The organism is Finegoldia dalianensis (assembly GCF_046255015.1).
Taxonomy (GTDB): Bacteria; Bacillota; Clostridia; order Tissierellales; family Peptoniphilaceae; genus Finegoldia; species Finegoldia magna.
This window is the reverse complement of sequence record NZ_JBDLBQ010000001.1, coordinates 323,652-340,325: the sequence shown is the minus strand read 5'-3', so window position 1 is coordinate 340,325 and position 16,674 is coordinate 323,652. Positions and strand designations below refer to the sequence as shown.

Here is a 16,674-nt window from a genome sequence, read left to right as displayed (position 1 = left end):
GTTAGTTGAAAATGAATATCGGGTATATATACAATAAGTTGGTGAGATAATGAATAATTACGATTTAATAAATGAAGTGCTTGGCAAAACAAGTGAAGAAATACAAAAAATGAGTCCAATCAATATTTTATTGGTTGGAAAAACTGGAGTTGGTAAATCAACGTTAATTAATGGAATGTTTAGAGATAATTTGGTGGAGACAGGTGTAGGAAAGCCTGTCACTAAATATTTGCAAAAAATTACTAAGGAAAATATTCCTATTAATTTATACGATACTCAAGGACTCGAACTAAACTCACAAAATCAAAGAGAAGTTCTTACAGAAATAACAACTTTATTAAAAGATTTAAAACGTCAAGGTGAAAAAGATAGAATTCATTTGATATATTATTGTATTAACTCAAATGGATCTAGGATAGAAGATTCTGAAATAGCTCTTATTAATTCCTTAAAACAATTTGCTCCAGTAATCATAGTCTTAACGCAATCACTAGGAGAAAATTCTGAAAAATTAAAAGACTATATTAAGAATTTGAATTTAGATGTGGCAGATGTTATCGAAATACTTGCAAAACCATATCGCATTAACGATATGGTTATTGAAGAAAAAGGATTAAAAGAGCTAATGACTAAAAGTTTTGAACTTTTAGATGAGGAAATTAAAAATTCTTTTATTAATGCCCAACATGTCGATATTGATTTAAAAGCAAAAACGGCAAGACGTTGGGCAAAAAGATATATAAAAACAGCTTTTGGTATTGGATTTGTTCCTATACCTTTCTCAGATGCCTCCATTTTAGTGCCTATGCAAATTGGAATGATAGCTCACATTAATTCTATATTTGGAATATCGATGGATAAACAAAGAGTTGCTTCAATCATAGCGGCAATTGGAGGAACAGGAGGAGCTACTTTTGCGGGAAGATTCATAGTAACGAATGCGTTGAAGTTTATTCCAGGTGTAGGTAGCTTAGCTGGCGGTTTAATATCTGCAGCGACTGCATCTATAATGACCACGGCGTTAGCGATGAGTTATATAGAGGTTTTGAGTTATATTGCTAAAAGAGAAAAATTGGGAATTAATATGGATTTTTCTGAAATTGAAAAATTAATGCAAAAAACTTACACAGAATATTTGAAGAATAGGAAGAAGAAAGACGATGAATGATTTAACAAAAAAAGATTTTATTGAAAAATATAAAGATGGAAATTTTGATTTTGCAGTTCAAAATACTTGCAGAGCTGTTGAATACGCAAAGCTTGAAGACTGTTTCAATGTAGCTGAAAGAAATAGAGAACCATCTGATATCATTATCTATGAAGATGATGATATGATTGACTATTTTCACTTTGATGGGTTAAAATATCAAGATTAAAAAACACATAAGTGTGGTATAATAGTAATTACAGAGTAGGGTTGATGCGTTTAGTGTAATGGGATAGGGAGTTGCCCATTAACGAAATTATTGCGATATCAATGCCGCTTCCGCTGATAACATGAATTAGTGGGAGCATTATCTTTGAAATATAGGATAATGCTTTTTTTGTGGAGCACTCTCGGGTGCTCTTATATTTTTATAAAAGAGAGGGATTTAAATGGATAAAGAAAAAATTGAACAAGCAGTGTCAATGATAATAGAAGCTATTGGTGAAAACCCAAACAGGGAAGGTTTATTGGAAACACCTCAAAGAGTAGCTAGAATGTACGAAGAAATTTTTAGTGGACTAAATCAAGATGCGAAAGTGCATTTGTCAAAATCTTTTGAAATAGTTGATGATAATATGGTTATAGAAAAGGACATTCCTTTCTATTCAATGTGTGAACATCACTTACTACCTTTTTGGGGAAAGGTTAATATTGCTTATATTCCTGATAAAAGAGTTGCTGGTTTATCAAAATTAGCTAGAACTGTTGACGTGTATTCAAAAAAACCACAATTACAAGAACGTTTAAATATCGAAATAGCTGATGCATTAATGGAATATTTAAATTGTAAAGGATGTTTGGTCACTATTGAAGCTGAACACATGTGCATGAATATGAGAGGAGTTAAAAAACCAGGTACTTCAACAATGACTTCAGTAGCAAGAGGAGCTTTTGAAGAAGATTTAGATTTGAAAAACGAAGCATACAGATTAATGGGATTATAATGAAAAATACCGACATTGTCCTTAATCACAAATTATTTAATAAAAAAATAAATAAAATTGAAGATGACGAGAAAACTCGTGTATTTTGCAAACATGATTTCTCTCATCTTATGGATGTAGCTAGAATCTGCTATATTATTAACTTAGAAGAGAATCTGAATATTGATAAGGATTTAATATATGTTACTGCGCTTTTGCATGATTTGGGAAGAGCTGACGAAGTAGATACAGGGATTAATCACAGTATATTATCACAAGAAATTGCACAAGAAATTTTGAAAGATTTAGATTTTAATGATGAGTCAAAGCAACGAATAATTAATGCGATTAAACATCATAGAACTAATGAAGAAAACGGAGATAGATTTATAGAGATTTTTTACAAGGCAGACAAGCTATCAAGGATGTGTTTTAGATGTCCTGCTAGAAGTATTTGTAATTGGCCGGAAGAAAAGAAAAATAAAACAGTTATTTATTGAAAGGATACAATATGTTAATTAGAAACAAAGAATTTGATTTTAAGAACGATGCTTATATAATGGGTATTTTGAATGTCACACCAGATTCTTTTTCAGACGGAGGAAAATGGAATGAAGTTGACAGAGCTGTGAAACATGTCGAAGATATGATAAACGAAGGAGCAAGTATCATTGATATTGGTGCAGAATCCACAAGACCAGGACACACTCCTGTATCTTCTGAAGAAGAACTTGAAAGAGTTATTCCTATCATTAGAAAAATAAGAGAAAATTTTGATATTCCAATTTCTTTGGACACTTACAAATCTAATACTTTAAGAGAAGTTGTGAAAGAAGGGGCAGATATTTTAAATGATGTCTGGGGATTGAAATCAGATCCAGAAATGGCTAAAACCGCTAAGGAACTAGATATTCCTGTAATATTGATGCACAATAAAGATAATAATAATTACAATGATTTAATGAAGGACTTAAACAGAGAAACATTAGAATCTATTGAATTAGCAAAAAAAGCGGGAATCAAAGATGAATTAATTATATTGGATCCGGGAGTTGGATTTGCACTTGATTACGAAAAAGATTTAACCGTTGTAAACAGAATCAAAGAATTTGTCGATTTGGGATATCCTGTTTTATTGGGAACAAGTAGAAAAAGATTTATTGGTAAAGCTATGGGAATAGATGTAGCTACTGAAAGAGATTTTGGAACAGCTATAACTACTGCTATTGGTGTAATGAATGGATGTTCAATTTTCAGAGTTCACAATGTAAAAGAAAGTTATGATGCTATGAGAATGGCTTTGGCTATAAAAAGAGAAGGAAAATAATGGACTACCTTTTAGTAAAAGATTTGGAAATATACGCTAACCATGGAGTATTTCAATCTGAAAAAGAATTGGGACAAAAATTTTTGGTGACATTAAAAATGGGATACAACATGAAAAAAGGCGCAACTTCCAATAATTTAGAGGATTCAATACACTATGGGGTTTTGAGTAAAGAAATTTACGATTATTTTCGTTCAGAATCCATAGATTTAATAGAAACAGTAGCTTATAAATTGGTTGAGTTTATATTTGAAAAATACAAAATCGTACAAGAACTTACTGTAGAAATTAAAAAACCATGGGCTCCAATAAATTTGCCGCTTGATACTGTTAAAGTGACAATTAATAGAAAAAAAAGAAGATATTTTCTGGGAATAGGATCCAACATTGGAGATAAACAAGAATACGTTGATTCTGCAATTGATCGATTGAAAAACGCAAATAGTATTGAATTAAAAAACGTGTCTGAAATGTACACTACAAAAGCTTGGGGAAAAACTGATCAGGAAGATTTTCTAAATTGTGCCGTTGAAATAGAATCATACGAAGAGCCTGAAGATTTGCTGAAAATAACTCAACAAATTGAGTTGGATCTTGGCAGAGAAAGACACGAAAAATGGGGACCGAGAACTATAGATATCGACATCTTATTTTGTGATGATGAAATAATATATACTGATGATTTGAAAATACCACATCCTTATGTTCAAGATAGAAAATTTGTGTTGGAACCTTTGAATGATTTTGCACAATTTTTTGTACACCCTGTTCTAAATAAAACATTAAAACAATTGTTAAGTGAATTAGAAAATAGTTAATTTTTAAAATATAAATATCATAGCAAACAAAGTCAAGCATAAAAAATTGCTTGGCTTTTTCTTATTCAAATTAATTGCAGAATTATTGAAATTAAAATATTTTTTTGATATAATTATATTAATAACAATGAATGGAGTGATAATATGGCAAGGGCAAGAGTATCATTAGCTGTTGTTAAGAGACTTCCAAAATATTACAGATATTTAGGAATGATCGAGCAAAAGGGAATAATAAGAGTATCAAGTCAAGAATTGAGCAGCATTACAGGTTTAACTGCTTCTCAAATTAGACAAGATTTAAATCATTTCGGTGGTTTTGGTCAACAAGGATACGGATACAATGTCGAAGAATTAAAATCAGAAATAGAAAAAATTATGGGTATAAACAAATCTTATAAGGCAATTATTTTGGGTTGTGGAAATATTGGAAAAGCCATAATGAACTACAGAGGATTTAAATCTTCAGGTTTTAATATTGTTGATGTATTTGACCATGGAAAAAAGGTAGGTACAAAAATTTCAGATTATGAAATCAAAGATATTGATAAAATTGAAGAGTATCTAAAAGAAAAGAAACCAGAAATAGCTGTTATTGCCCTACCAACAGATGTAGCTCAAGATGTTTGTGATAAGCTAGTTGATGGTGGCATAAAAGGTATTTGGAATTTTGCTTCATTGGATTTGAAATTACCAAAAAATGTTGTATTGGAAAATGTGCATCTTGATGAAAGTCTGTACACATTAACATATTACATGAATAATTTGGCAGATTATCCAGGAACTAAAAATTAATTGTATTCGGCGTTTTATAACGCCGTTTTTTATTGTAACGAATGTTACAATATTTTTTACGCATTTATAATATAATTATTGTATAAAAGGAGTGATAATATGGATAGTATATTGGTTTTAGAAAAAGAACACGAAAATATAAGTAAGATAATAGATTTAATGAAAGAAAAGTCAATTGAATTCATAAATAATAAGGATATAAATGTTGAATTCGTAGAATTATTGATTTATATTTTAAAAGAATACGCAGATAAATTTCACCACAGAAAAGAAGAAGAAATTTTGTTTAAAAAGATGCAAGAAGATTTGGGTAGAATTGGTGAAGTTATGGTTTTGAATGGAATGTTAGTAGAACACGAAATAGCAAGAGGTATAATTTTTGACCTTGGTCAAAGTATTAAAGAATACGAAAAAGAAAGATCGGATGAAAATTTTGTTGAAGTAATCGGTAATCTTATGGGATACAGAAGACATTTACAAAAACACATAGAAAAAGAAAATACAGTGGTGTATCCTTATGGAAAGAACAATTTATCTGATGAGAGATTAAAAGAAGTTGAAGATGAAACTATAAAATTTTTAGAAGAAAATAAAGAAGTTCACAATAATTTGATGGAGAAAATTGACAAATTATTTAATATGTAATGTATGAGAGGAATTAGGTAATAATTCCTTTTTTATTTGCATAAAATGTAATATTATTGTAACAAATACACACCTTTCATTTATGTTATAATTTTATGTGGAAGGTGTTTTATGAAAATATTAATAACTACAGATACATACAGACCGACAATAAATGGAGTTGTAACATCTATTGAATCTTTAAAAAAAGCTTTAGATAGATTGGGACACGATGTTAGGATTTTAACTTTTTCAGATAGTTTTAATTCAAAACAAGAAGGCGACATTTATTATATGGGCTCTTTAGGAGCTGGAAAATTTTATCCAGACGCTAGAATGAATAAGTTATTTTATAATAGATTTTATGAAGATATTATGGATTGGAAACCAGATATAGTTCATTCACAAACAGAATTCACTATGTTTATCCAAGCAAAAAAGATTGCTAAGGATTTGGATATTCCACTTTTGCATACTTACCACACTGTTTACGAGGATTACACTCATTATTTTTCTTTGAATAAAAAGATTGGCAAGGAACTTGCAAAACAATTTACGAAACAAATTATTAAAACTACTGACGGTGTAGTAGTTCCCACTAATAAAATATATAATTTGCTAACAGAATACAATATACATGAAGATATATATGTAGCATCAACGGGAATTAATGTCCAAAAGTTATCTGAATGTGACGATTTTGATATACGAAGTGGCTATAAAATTCCTGAAGATAAGCATATAGTACTATTTCTTGGAAGAATCGGAAAAGAAAAAAATATCACTGAAATTCTACAGTATCTTGAAAACATTGATAGAGATGATATTGTGTTCATTATTGCAGGTGCAGGACCATTTCTTTCAGAATTAAAGGATATTTGCTCAAATTCAAAAATAAGAGATAGATTGATATTTACAGGAATGATTGATTCTTCAAAAGTAGGAAACTTTTACTCCAAAGCAGATGTATTCGTATCTGCATCCACATCCGAAACACAAGGATTGACATTTATTGAGTCAATGGCATGTTCTACACCAATAATTTGTAGGCACGATGACTGCTTGGACGGGGTGTTGATTGAAGGTAAAACAGGATTCGGTTACGATACAGAAGAAGAATTTATTGATTATCTAAATCAAATTCTGGACAATGAAAAACTTAGAGCTAAAATGGGTAAAAATTGTAAACAATTAGTAGATGAAAACTATACTGAAGATTCATTTGCAAATAAAATTGAGCAGATATATATAAAGGTAATTGAAAATCATGCAAAATCTGTTCAATAAGATACTCGAGGCTGACAATAAAAAATTTCAGATTATTATCCATGTGCTAAATGCAATTGGAATATTACTAAGTATATGCGTTATGATTTACGCATGGAGAACAGGAATACTTAAAGATATCGATAAGTTTCAAGAATTTATGAATCAGTTTGGGAAATTAGCTGTTCTGATATTTTTCTTATTTCAGATTATGCAAGTAATTATCCCAATAATTCCCGGTGGTATAACTTGCCTGGGTGGAGTAATTTTATTTGGATCTTGGATGGGATTTGTATACAATTATGTAAGTATTTGTATAGGGTCAATAATTGTATTTTTTATTGGCAGAAAATATGGTACTCCATTGATTATAGCAATTTTTGGAGAAAGGGCATATAACAAATACATCAAAATTCTTACCAAAAAGAACAGATTTGATAATGTATTTGCGGCTTTGATATTTTTTCCAATTGCACCAGACGATATGCTATGTTACATAGCTGGAACAACAAAAATGAAATTCCAAAAATATTTCTGGATAATTATATTAGGAAAGCCTATGTCTATAGCTCTTTATTCATTAGGATTGGAAGTATTATTTAAGAAACTAGTATTAAGGATTTAAGAATAAATGAAAATTTTGATATATAAAGGAGATTATGATTTAGTAAAGCAAAGTGGAGTAGGTCAAGCGATTGAACACCAGGAAAAAGCTTTGAAACTAAATAATATTGACTACACAACCGATGAAACTGACGATTATGATATTGTTCATATAAATACTATAATGCCAAAATCAAAAAAATTCGGACGAAAAGCAAAGAAACAAGGTAAGAAAGTTATTTATTATGGGCATTCCACGATGGAAGATTTTAGAAATTCTTTTCGTGGAGCGAATTTATTGAGCAGACTTTTTAAAAAATGGATTATTAGTTGCTACAATATAGGAGATATTATTATAACTCCATCACAATATTCTAAAAACATACTTGAAGGATATGGAATCAATAAGAAAATATACAGCCTATCGAATGGTATTGACCTTGATAAATTTAAGGGCGACAAAGATAGCAGAAAGAGATTTCGAGATAAGTATAATTTGAAAGATGATGATAAAGTTATTATTTCTGTAGGTCATTTGATGAAGAGAAAGGGTCTGGATGATTTTTTAGAAGTTGCAAGGAAGCTTCCGCAGTACAAATTTATTTGGTTTGGTCACACTAATCCTAAACTATTGACTACTAATATTAAAAAAGCAATAAAAAATAAGCCGGATAATGTAATTATGGCTGGATATGTTGATCAAAAAGAACTGGTAGATTGTTATCGAGGGAGTGATTTGTTCCTATTTATGACCAGAGAAGAGACAGAAGGAATTGTACTATTAGAGGCTTTCGCTTCTAAAATAAAAGTTTTGGTAAGAGACATTAAAATTTACGAAAATATGTTTACTGATGGTAAAGAAGTTATCAAAGCAAAAACCAATGATGAGTTTAAAAACAAAATTGTTAATATAATAAATGGCAAATATTCTACTGTTGAAGAAGCGTATAGATATGTTAAAGAACGAAGTGTTCAGAAAATTGGAGAAAAATTGAAAAGCATTTATTTAAAATTAGAAGATGCTTAAGATTTAGTGACATCTTAATCTCATAAAAATATATTATATATAAATGTTTTGTTTAATATTTACATTTATTTACAAAAGAGTTTTTTAGCGGTATAATTATATATATAAAACACAAGGTGGTGAGGTTATGCAAATTACAGATGTTAGAGTTAAAATACTAAATATTGATAACAGATTAAAAGCAATTGCTTCTGTTACTTTTGATGACGAAATAGTAATTCATGACATCAAAGTTATAGAAGGTGAAGAGGGATTATTCTTAGCTATGCCTAGTAGAAAAATCGGTAATAATAAATATCGTGACATAGCTCATCCAATTAGTTCTCCAGCCAGAGAAAAAATTGAAGTAGCAGTTATCAATAAATACAATGAAGAATTTGAAAAACAATCTTCTGAAGAAACTGAGCCAGTGACTGAAGATAATATAGAAACTGCAGAAAAAGAATAGTACAAAAAGCATCTATTAAGGTGCTTTTTTTAGTGCTTAAATTATCCGATTCAAATTATTTTACATATTTCGTATGTTTGATATAATAATAAAATATGGTTAATTTTGAATAAAGGAGATATTTATGGAATTAAAAGTACCGAAAGGATACAAATCCTCTTTGGATTTATTAGAAACACAGAAAGCTATTAAAATTATCAAAGATTTTTTTCAATATAGGTTGTCTGAGACTTTAAATTTGACTAGAGTTTCTGCTCCGCTATTTGTTAGAGCTAATACTGGGATTAATGACAACTTAAATGGTATCGAAAAACCCGTAGGTTTTGAATTCCTGGAAGATGGTTCAATGAGTAGGTTGGAAATCGTACAATCACTTGCAAAATGGAAGAGAATAGCATTAAAAAACTACGAGATCCCAGTAGGAGAAGGTATTTATACGGATATGAATGCTATCAGACCTTCAGAAGTTTGTGACAACACACATTCATTGTATGTGGATCAGTGGGATTGGGAAAAAGTAATTTCAAAAGAAGACAGAAATGTCGGATTTTTAAAAGATACAGTAAGAAATATATATCAATGTTTCTTAGACACTCAAACAATGTTGATTAATTCTTATGATGATTACAAAAAAATACTTAGAGATGAAATTACTTTTGTAACTACTGAAGAGTTAGAAGAAATGTATCCGGATAATACTTCAGATGAAAGAGAAACTTTGATTACTAAAAAATACGGATCTGTGTTTTTGATTGGAATTGGTGATTCTTTAAAATCGGGGAAATCTCATTCTGACAGGTCTCCCGATTACGACGACTGGAGCTTAAATGGAGATATATTAGTTTATAATCCTGTTTTAGACAATTGCCTTGAATTAAGCTCTATGGGAATTAGAGTTGATAAGGATAGATTGATTTATCAACTAGACAAAAAACAAAATAATGATAGAAAAAATTTAGAATATCATCAAATGCTGATTAATGATATACTTCCTCAATCTATAGGTGGAGGTATTGGTCAATCCAGAATTTGTATGTTTTTCTTACAAAAAGCACATATAGGAGAAGTTCAATCATCAATTTGGCCAAAAAAAATGCTTGAAGAATGTGATAAGTTGGGTATCAAATTATTATAATTTAGAGTTATAAAATTAGTTTTATAAGAGAGTTATTTATTTGAATAAATAAGTAACTCTTTTTTTGTAAAATGTTCAATAATTTGTTTTACTTTTAAATTCTTTTGTAGTATGATTTGTTTATGAAACGTTTAAAAAAATATTTAGAAGACAATCCGCCATTGGTGTTGATTCTTAGTTTCCTTTTTTTGATTGTAGTAGGCTCATTATTATTGTCATTACCTATTAGTCAAAATGCAACAAAAGTTCCATACATAGATTGTTTGTTTACAGCAACTTCTTCTGTATGCGTAACAGGACTAGTTACTGTTGCAACTTACAGCACATGGAGCTTTTTTGGAAAATTAATTATAATCATTTTAATCCAAATGGGTGGACTTGGTTTTATGACATTTGCAACTTTAATTGCACTTGTCATGGGTAGAAGAATTACCTTAAAAGATAGATTAATTATTAAAGAGCAAACGAATAGTATTGATATGCAAGGAATGGTAAAACTCATAAGATATATACTAATATCTACTTTCACTATTGAAACAATTGGTGCTTTTTTGCTGATGACGAAATTTGTACCCATGTATGGATTTAAGGGTATTTTTTATAGTTTCTTCCATTCAATTTCAGCTTTTTGCAATGCAGGATTCGATATTTTGGGACCTAATTCTCTAATTGATATTAATACTAACTTTTTTATTTTGTTGGTAATTGGACTTTTAATTGTAATAGGTGGTATTGGTTTTAATGTAATACTTGATATATTACACAATGGTTTTGATTTTAAGAAATTTTCATTGCACTCAAAAATTGTACTTACAACAACTGTGTTGATGTTATCTATAACATCTGTTTTAATTTTTGCTATGGAATTTTTGAATCCAGAAACAATTGGTAATTTAAGCTTGACGGACAAGATATCTAATTCGGTTTTTCAAGCTGTGACATTGAGAACGGCTGGTTTTTCAGCAATTGATCAGTCAAAACTATTGGATAGCTCAAGTGTTTTATCTATATTGAATATGTTTATTGGGGGATCTCCAGCAGGTACTGCCGGAGGTATTAAAACGACAACTTTTGCATTATTAATTATTGTAGCTCTGAGTGAGATTAAAGGTCAAGAAGATGTAGAAGTGTTCAATCGTAGAATTAGATTTTCTCAAGTTAAAAAAGCTTTAGCTATAATTACTTTATCAATGGTTTGGGTAATTTTTGTTACATTTGCGATTTTAGTCATAGATAAAGCAAAATATTTAGATGTAGTTTACGAAGTAGTAAGCGCATTTGGTACAGTTGGTTTAACTCGAAGTTTAACTCCGACTTTAAATATTATTTCAAAGATTTTGATAATTTCTACGATGTATATAGGTAGAGTGGGATCATTAACAATTCTGTTTGCGTTGTCGAATACGAAAAACAAAAAAGCTTACAAAGAAGCTCACGAAAATATTATAATAGGTTAGGTTTTAAATATGAAACAATTTGTAGTAGTTGGCTGTGGTAGATTTGGTAGAGCATGTGCTATTGAATTATCCAATACTGGCCACGAAGTTTTATTAATAGATAATAATGAAGATACTGTAGATGAAATGAGTCGTATTGTTACTCATGCGGTGTATATTGAACATTTGACAGAAAATTCATTGAGTTCAGTCGGTGTTGGAAATTTCGATGTGGCGATAGTTGCTATATCTTCAAATTTTGAAGCATCAATTCTATCAACTGTAGTTTGTAAAAAATTAGGGGTGAAGAAAGTAATCACAAAGGCTAAGGATACTCTTCACGGTAATATTTTACTTAAGGTTGGAGCAGATAGAGCAATAATTCCAGAAAATGACTCAGCCGTAAGACTTGCTAAGAGTTTAATAAGTGATCAAATCTTCGACTATATTGAATTTACTGATGATTATTCAATTGCAGAGATTACTCCAAAAAAAGAATGGATAGGAAAGAACTTCATTGATATTGGTATGAGAAGTAAATACGGCATTAACGTTGTTGCTGTTAAGAATAATGGAGAAATGAATATCAACCCTTCACCAGAATATACAGTAAAGTTTGAAGATTACTTGATAGTAATTGGATCAAATAAAGATTTGGACAAAATTACTGAAACAGGTGATAAAGATGATAACCTCTACTTCAAATAAAATATACAAACACGTAAAATCACTTTATAAGAAGAAATATAGGTACAAGTATAACGAATTTGTAATAGAAGGTTATAAGCTTTATGAAGAAGCGATTAAATCAAATTTAAATATCAAACAAATAATACTAAGAGAAGGGGAAGAAATTATTGATGGTTGTGTTTGTTTTGATTCAAAAACTTTCAACAGTCTCAGCGAAATGAACAATCCTGAAGGTATAATTTGTGTAGTTGATTTTATTGAGAACAAAGATAAGGATACAGATAAAATTCTATTTCTTGAATGTATAAACGATCCAGGAAATTTGGGGACAATAATAAGAAGTGCAGAAGCTTTTGATTATAATAAAATTATTTTATCTGACAATAGTTGCGATATTTATAATTTGAAAACTATTAGAAGTGCTATGGGTAGCTTATTCAGAATAAATATTTCTTATGAAAGTATTGATGTTTTAGAGAATTATAAATCAAATGGATTTAAAATTTATGAGACATCTTTGGAGAAAAATTCTAAAAGTATTCTTGAGGTTAAGGACAAAGAAAAACATGTTCTAATAATTGGAAATGAAGCAAATGGAATTAGTAATGAAATAAAAAAATACGCTGATGAATTTTTAATAATTCCTATGGACAATGTAACCGAATCATTAAATGCTTCCATAGCTGCTAGTTTGAGCATGTTTTACCTATCAAAATTGACAAATTAGTAGTTATATTATACAATAATTAAAAATGTTGAAGAAGAAAATACAAAACTAGATACAAAGAGAGATATGGTTTGGTGTGACATATTTATCGAATTTTGTTGGTTCGCTTTGAAGTTGCTAGTATAGCCGTGTAGAGTGCGTTAAACTTGCGAGTGATGTTATCATAAATTGGGTGGTACCGCGGAAATACAATCTTTCGTCCCATAGGGGATGAGGGATTTTTTTATTGTTTAAGGAGAAAATAATGAAAGAAGAAATTTTGAAAATTAAAGAAGAAACTGTTGGTTTAATCGATAATGCCAGTGATTTAAAATCTTTAGAAGATATTAGAGTAAAAGTTCTTGGCAAAAAAGGTGATTTGACACTTGTTCTAAGAAATATGGGTAAACTTTCTAAAGAAGAAAGACCGATTATGGGACAATTAGCAAATGAAGTTAGATCTGAAATAGAAGAATTGTTGTCCAATAAATTCGAACAATTAAAACAAGAGCAAAAAAAGATTAAATTAAAAGAAGAAGAATTAGATGTAACTGCAAATAGAGGTGTCAGAGAGATTTCTCACAGACATCCACTTAATGAAACTATAATCCAATTGGAAAATTTATTTCAAACAATGGGATTTGATATTGTGGATGGTCCTGAAATTGATACAGTTGAAAATACATTCGATTTATTAAATTCACCAAAATATCATCCTTCAAGATCTTTATCTGATACTTTTTATTTGGATGATAAAACTGTACTTAGACCTCACACATCAAGTGTACAAATCAGAACAATGAAGGCTCAAAAACCACCTATTAGAATGGTTTCTGCGGGAAGAACTTTTAGATTTGATGATGTAGATGATACACATTCACCAATGTTCCATCAAATCGAAGGATTGGTTGTGGATAAAGGCGTTACTATGGCTAACTTAATGGATACAATCAATATTTTCATAAAAAACTTATTTGGAGAAGAAATAGAAACTAGATTTAGACCACATTATTTTCCATTTACAGAACCTTCAATGGAAGTAGATGTTACTTGCTTCGATTGTAAAGGCAAAGGATGTCCAAGTTGCAATGATACAGGTTGGAGCATGGAGCTTTTAGGATGTGGAATGGTCCATCCAAATGTTTTAAGAAATTGTGGAATAGATCCTGAAGTTTATACTGGATTTGCATTTGGTATGGGAGTTGACAGGATTACAATGGTAAAACACAAAATCGACAATATAAGATTGTTGTACGATAACGATAAGAGATTTTTGGAACAATTCTAGGAGGAAATATGTTATTACCTATTAATTGGCTTAAAGATTACGTCGATGTAGACGAATCGATAAAAACTATTACAGATAGACTTTCAGAAACAGGAAGTCACGTTGAATCGGTTATAGATAAAAGTAAATATTTAAATGATAAATTAATTGTAGCTCAAATAAAGCAAATTGATAAGCATCCAAATGCCGATAGATTATCTATAGTTACATTGGATACAGGAAATTCAGATATCGAAGTAGTTACAGGTGCAAAAAACATCAAAGAAGATATGTTTGTTTGTTATGCACAGGTAGGGGCAACTCTTCCTGGAGATATTGTTTTAAAAGAAGCTGATCTTAAAGGAATTATGAGCCCTGGAATGTTGACAAGCTTTGAAGAAATGGGATTTGAAACTTCAGTTGTAGATAAAAACTCCAAAGATGGAATCGCTGTTTTATCTGAAAATAAAATTGGGGAAACTGTTACTGAATCACTAGAAATTAATGAACCTATAATTGAGTTTGAAATCACACCAAACAGACCGGATTGCTTATCCGTTTTAGGAATGGCAAGAGAATATGCCGCATCTTTTGGCAAAAAAATCAAATATCCTTCTATTGAAATCAAAAACTTTGGTGAAGATATCAATGATTACGTAAATTCTGTTGATATTCAAACTAACAAGTGTACTCGTTATGTGGCTAGAGTTGTAAAAAATGTAAAAATAGGAGATAGTCCACAATGGCTAAAAAATAGACTTATTCAATCTGGAATTAGACCTATTAACAATATTGTTGATATTACAAATTTTGTAATGTTGGAAACTGGTCAACCAATTCACGCCTATGATTTGGATAAAATCACAGATAAGAAAATTATAGTAAAAGAATCTGGTTCACAAAAATTTACAACATTAGACGATGTTGAACGTGAATTATCAGATGATATAATAATTTGTGATGGTGAAAACACATTAGGTATCGCTGGAATTATGGGTGGTTTTGATTCAGAAATAACATCAGATACTACAAATGTGCTTATTGAAGCTGCAAGTTTTGATAGCGATACAATTAGACTTTCATCAAGAAGATTATCTTTAAGAACTGATGCCTCCACAAGATTTGAAAAAGGTGTAAGCCAACAATTATGTGATTTAGCGTCATTGAGAGTTTGTAAATTAATTGAAGATATTACAAATGCCACTGTGATTAATAATTCTATAGATGTGATTACATGTGAAGAAAAATTAGAAGATGTAGAGCTATCTTACAAAAAATGCAATGATTTATTAGGATCAGATATTTCAAATGAAGAAATTAAAAATATATTACAATTATTGGAATTTAAAATTGTGTCAGAAGACGACGAAAAAATCAAAGTTAAAGTTCCATTCCACAGACAAGACGTTTCAATTTATCAAGATTTAATTGAAGAAGTTGGAAGAATTTACACATTTGAGAAAATTGGCGCTAAACCTCTTATCGGAAAACTAAAGAGAGGTGTTAAGAGCGAAGAAAGAATTGCCATAGATAATACGAAAAAAGCTTTGTATTCTATGAATACTTTTGAAGTGTTGTCTTATTCATTCATCAGCCCAAAATCCTATTCTAAAGCAATGATTGAAATGGATGATGATAAATTGATCAAACTAATCAATCCACTAGGAGAAGATTTCTCTGTGATGAGATCCACAATTATACCAAATATTTTGGATATACTATCTAAGAATTATAAAAATAAAATCAAAGATATTTGCGTATATGAATTGGGCAATACTTTCCATTTGGTCGGAAACGAAAGAATCGTAACTAAAAAATTAGCTTTGGGAATGTATGGAGATTATGATTTCTACGATGTTAGATCTATGATTTTGGCATTATTTAACGAATTGGGAATTGATAATTATGAAATCGTAAAAAACAAAGATAATAAAACTTATCACAGCGGTAGATGTGCTGATATATTTGTAAATGGTGAATTGATCGCAACATTTGGTGAAATAAGTTATGAAGTAAGAGACAACTATGACTTTGATAATAGAGTTTATATTGGAGAAATTCATTTTACAGAATTAATTAAACATATGGATTTCAAAAAGCTTTACTCACCAATTAGTAAATATCCTTCAATTGAAAGAGATATAGCTCTTGTGGTGGATAGAGAATTGGAAAGTATTGAAATTGAAAAAGAAATTCTAAACCACTCTAATGGTATCATCAAGGATGTTTACTTATTTGATGAATATAAAGGTGAACATGTTGATAATGATAAGAAGAGCTTAGCTTACAGAATTATATATCAATCAAAAGATGAAACATTAAAAGACAAAACTATTGAAAAAATACAAGAAGAAATATTAAATTCATTAGAACAAAAATTCAACGCAACATTGAGAAAGTAGGAA

18 protein-coding genes, 1 riboswitch and 1 other annotated feature are annotated in these 16,674 nt (G+C 29.8%); all 18 genes read left to right on the top strand.

Annotated features, from left to right (window positions below):
* Nucleotides 1-49: 49 nt before the first annotated feature.
* Nucleotides 50-1,168 (top strand): YcjF family protein, encoded by a 1,119-nt coding sequence (locus ABDJ34_RS01815; RefSeq protein WP_412701175.1) that lies wholly within the window; start codon nucleotides 50-52, stop codon nucleotides 1,166-1,168.
* Nucleotides 1,161-1,376, top strand: coding sequence for a hypothetical protein (locus ABDJ34_RS01810; protein ID WP_002836577.1), 216 nt, complete (start codon nucleotides 1,161-1,163; stop codon nucleotides 1,374-1,376). The genes ABDJ34_RS01815 and ABDJ34_RS01810 overlap by 8 nt, the downstream gene beginning before the upstream one ends.
* 29 nt (nucleotides 1,377-1,405) lie before the next feature.
* A riboswitch (THF riboswitch) is annotated at nucleotides 1,406-1,494 on the top strand.
* A 102-nt stretch (nucleotides 1,495-1,596) separates the two neighbouring features.
* A complete protein-coding gene (gene folE, locus ABDJ34_RS01805; protein ID WP_094208693.1) occupies nucleotides 1,597-2,151 on the top strand; it encodes a GTP cyclohydrolase I FolE in 555 nt (184 codons plus the stop codon).
* Nucleotides 2,151-2,630: an HD domain-containing protein gene (locus ABDJ34_RS01800; RefSeq protein WP_412701174.1), complete on the top strand. Its 480-nt coding sequence runs from the start codon at nucleotides 2,151-2,153 to the stop codon at nucleotides 2,628-2,630. Before folE ends, ABDJ34_RS01800 begins: the two co-directional genes overlap by 1 nt.
* Nucleotides 2,631-2,641: 11 nt before the next feature.
* Nucleotides 2,642-3,457: a dihydropteroate synthase gene (folP, locus tag ABDJ34_RS01795; protein ID WP_412701173.1), complete on the top strand. Its 816-nt coding sequence runs from the start codon at nucleotides 2,642-2,644 to the stop codon at nucleotides 3,455-3,457.
* Nucleotides 3,457-4,275, top strand: a complete 819-nt coding sequence (gene folK / locus ABDJ34_RS01790; RefSeq protein WP_412701172.1) for a 2-amino-4-hydroxy-6-hydroxymethyldihydropteridine diphosphokinase — start codon at nucleotides 3,457-3,459, stop codon at nucleotides 4,273-4,275. The genes folP and folK overlap by 1 nt, the downstream gene beginning before the upstream one ends.
* A 144-nt stretch (nucleotides 4,276-4,419) precedes the next feature.
* Nucleotides 4,420-5,067 carry a redox-sensing transcriptional repressor Rex gene (locus tag ABDJ34_RS01785; protein ID WP_094205778.1) on the top strand — a complete coding sequence of 216 codons (648 nt, stop codon included), beginning with the start codon at nucleotides 4,420-4,422 and terminating at the stop codon, nucleotides 5,065-5,067.
* 99 nt (nucleotides 5,068-5,166) lie between these two features.
* Nucleotides 5,167-5,712, top strand: coding sequence for a hemerythrin domain-containing protein (locus ABDJ34_RS01780; protein ID WP_412701171.1), 546 nt, complete (start codon nucleotides 5,167-5,169; stop codon nucleotides 5,710-5,712).
* 111 nt (nucleotides 5,713-5,823) lie between these two features.
* A complete protein-coding gene (locus ABDJ34_RS01775) occupies nucleotides 5,824-6,978 on the top strand; it encodes a glycosyltransferase family 4 protein (protein WP_412701170.1) in 1,155 nt (384 codons plus the stop codon).
* 82 nt (nucleotides 6,979-7,060) lie between these two features.
* Nucleotides 7,061-7,582, top strand: a complete 522-nt coding sequence (locus ABDJ34_RS01770) for a TVP38/TMEM64 family protein (RefSeq protein WP_412701169.1) — start codon at nucleotides 7,061-7,063, stop codon at nucleotides 7,580-7,582.
* A 6-nt stretch (nucleotides 7,583-7,588) separates the two neighbouring features.
* Nucleotides 7,589-8,587, top strand: a complete 999-nt coding sequence (locus ABDJ34_RS01765) for a glycosyltransferase (RefSeq protein WP_412701168.1) — start codon at nucleotides 7,589-7,591, stop codon at nucleotides 8,585-8,587.
* 127 nt (nucleotides 8,588-8,714) lie between these two features.
* Nucleotides 8,715-9,035 (top strand): septation regulator SpoVG, encoded by a 321-nt coding sequence (gene spoVG, locus ABDJ34_RS01760; RefSeq protein ID WP_412701167.1) that lies wholly within the window; start codon nucleotides 8,715-8,717, stop codon nucleotides 9,033-9,035.
* A gap of 124 nt (nucleotides 9,036-9,159) precedes the next feature.
* The gene (gene asnA, locus ABDJ34_RS01755) at nucleotides 9,160-10,170 is read left to right on the top strand and encodes an aspartate--ammonia ligase (protein ID WP_412701166.1); all 1,011 of its coding nucleotides are present in this window, start codon (nucleotides 9,160-9,162) and stop codon (nucleotides 10,168-10,170) included.
* A 122-nt stretch (nucleotides 10,171-10,292) separates the two neighbouring features.
* Nucleotides 10,293-11,627 (top strand): TrkH family potassium uptake protein, encoded by a 1,335-nt coding sequence (locus ABDJ34_RS01750; protein WP_094207222.1) that lies wholly within the window; start codon nucleotides 10,293-10,295, stop codon nucleotides 11,625-11,627.
* A gap of 9 nt (nucleotides 11,628-11,636) precedes the next feature.
* Nucleotides 11,637-12,314 carry a potassium channel family protein gene (locus tag ABDJ34_RS01745; RefSeq protein ID WP_094207221.1) on the top strand — a complete coding sequence of 226 codons (678 nt, stop codon included), beginning with the start codon at nucleotides 11,637-11,639 and terminating at the stop codon, nucleotides 12,312-12,314.
* Nucleotides 12,292-13,023, top strand: coding sequence for a TrmH family RNA methyltransferase (locus tag ABDJ34_RS01740; protein WP_412701165.1), 732 nt, complete (start codon nucleotides 12,292-12,294; stop codon nucleotides 13,021-13,023). Before ABDJ34_RS01745 ends, ABDJ34_RS01740 begins: the two co-directional genes overlap by 23 nt.
* A 19-nt stretch (nucleotides 13,024-13,042) precedes the next feature.
* Nucleotides 13,043-13,230: a binding site (T-box leader), on the top strand.
* A 37-nt stretch (nucleotides 13,231-13,267) separates the two neighbouring features.
* Nucleotides 13,268-14,290 (top strand): phenylalanine--tRNA ligase subunit alpha, encoded by a 1,023-nt coding sequence (gene pheS, locus ABDJ34_RS01735; RefSeq protein ID WP_412701164.1) that lies wholly within the window; start codon nucleotides 13,268-13,270, stop codon nucleotides 14,288-14,290.
* Nucleotides 14,291-14,298: 8 nt separating this feature from the next.
* A complete protein-coding gene (pheT, locus tag ABDJ34_RS01730) occupies nucleotides 14,299-16,671 on the top strand; it encodes a phenylalanine--tRNA ligase subunit beta (RefSeq protein WP_412701163.1) in 2,373 nt (790 codons plus the stop codon).
* Nucleotides 16,672-16,674 lie beyond the last annotated feature (3 nt).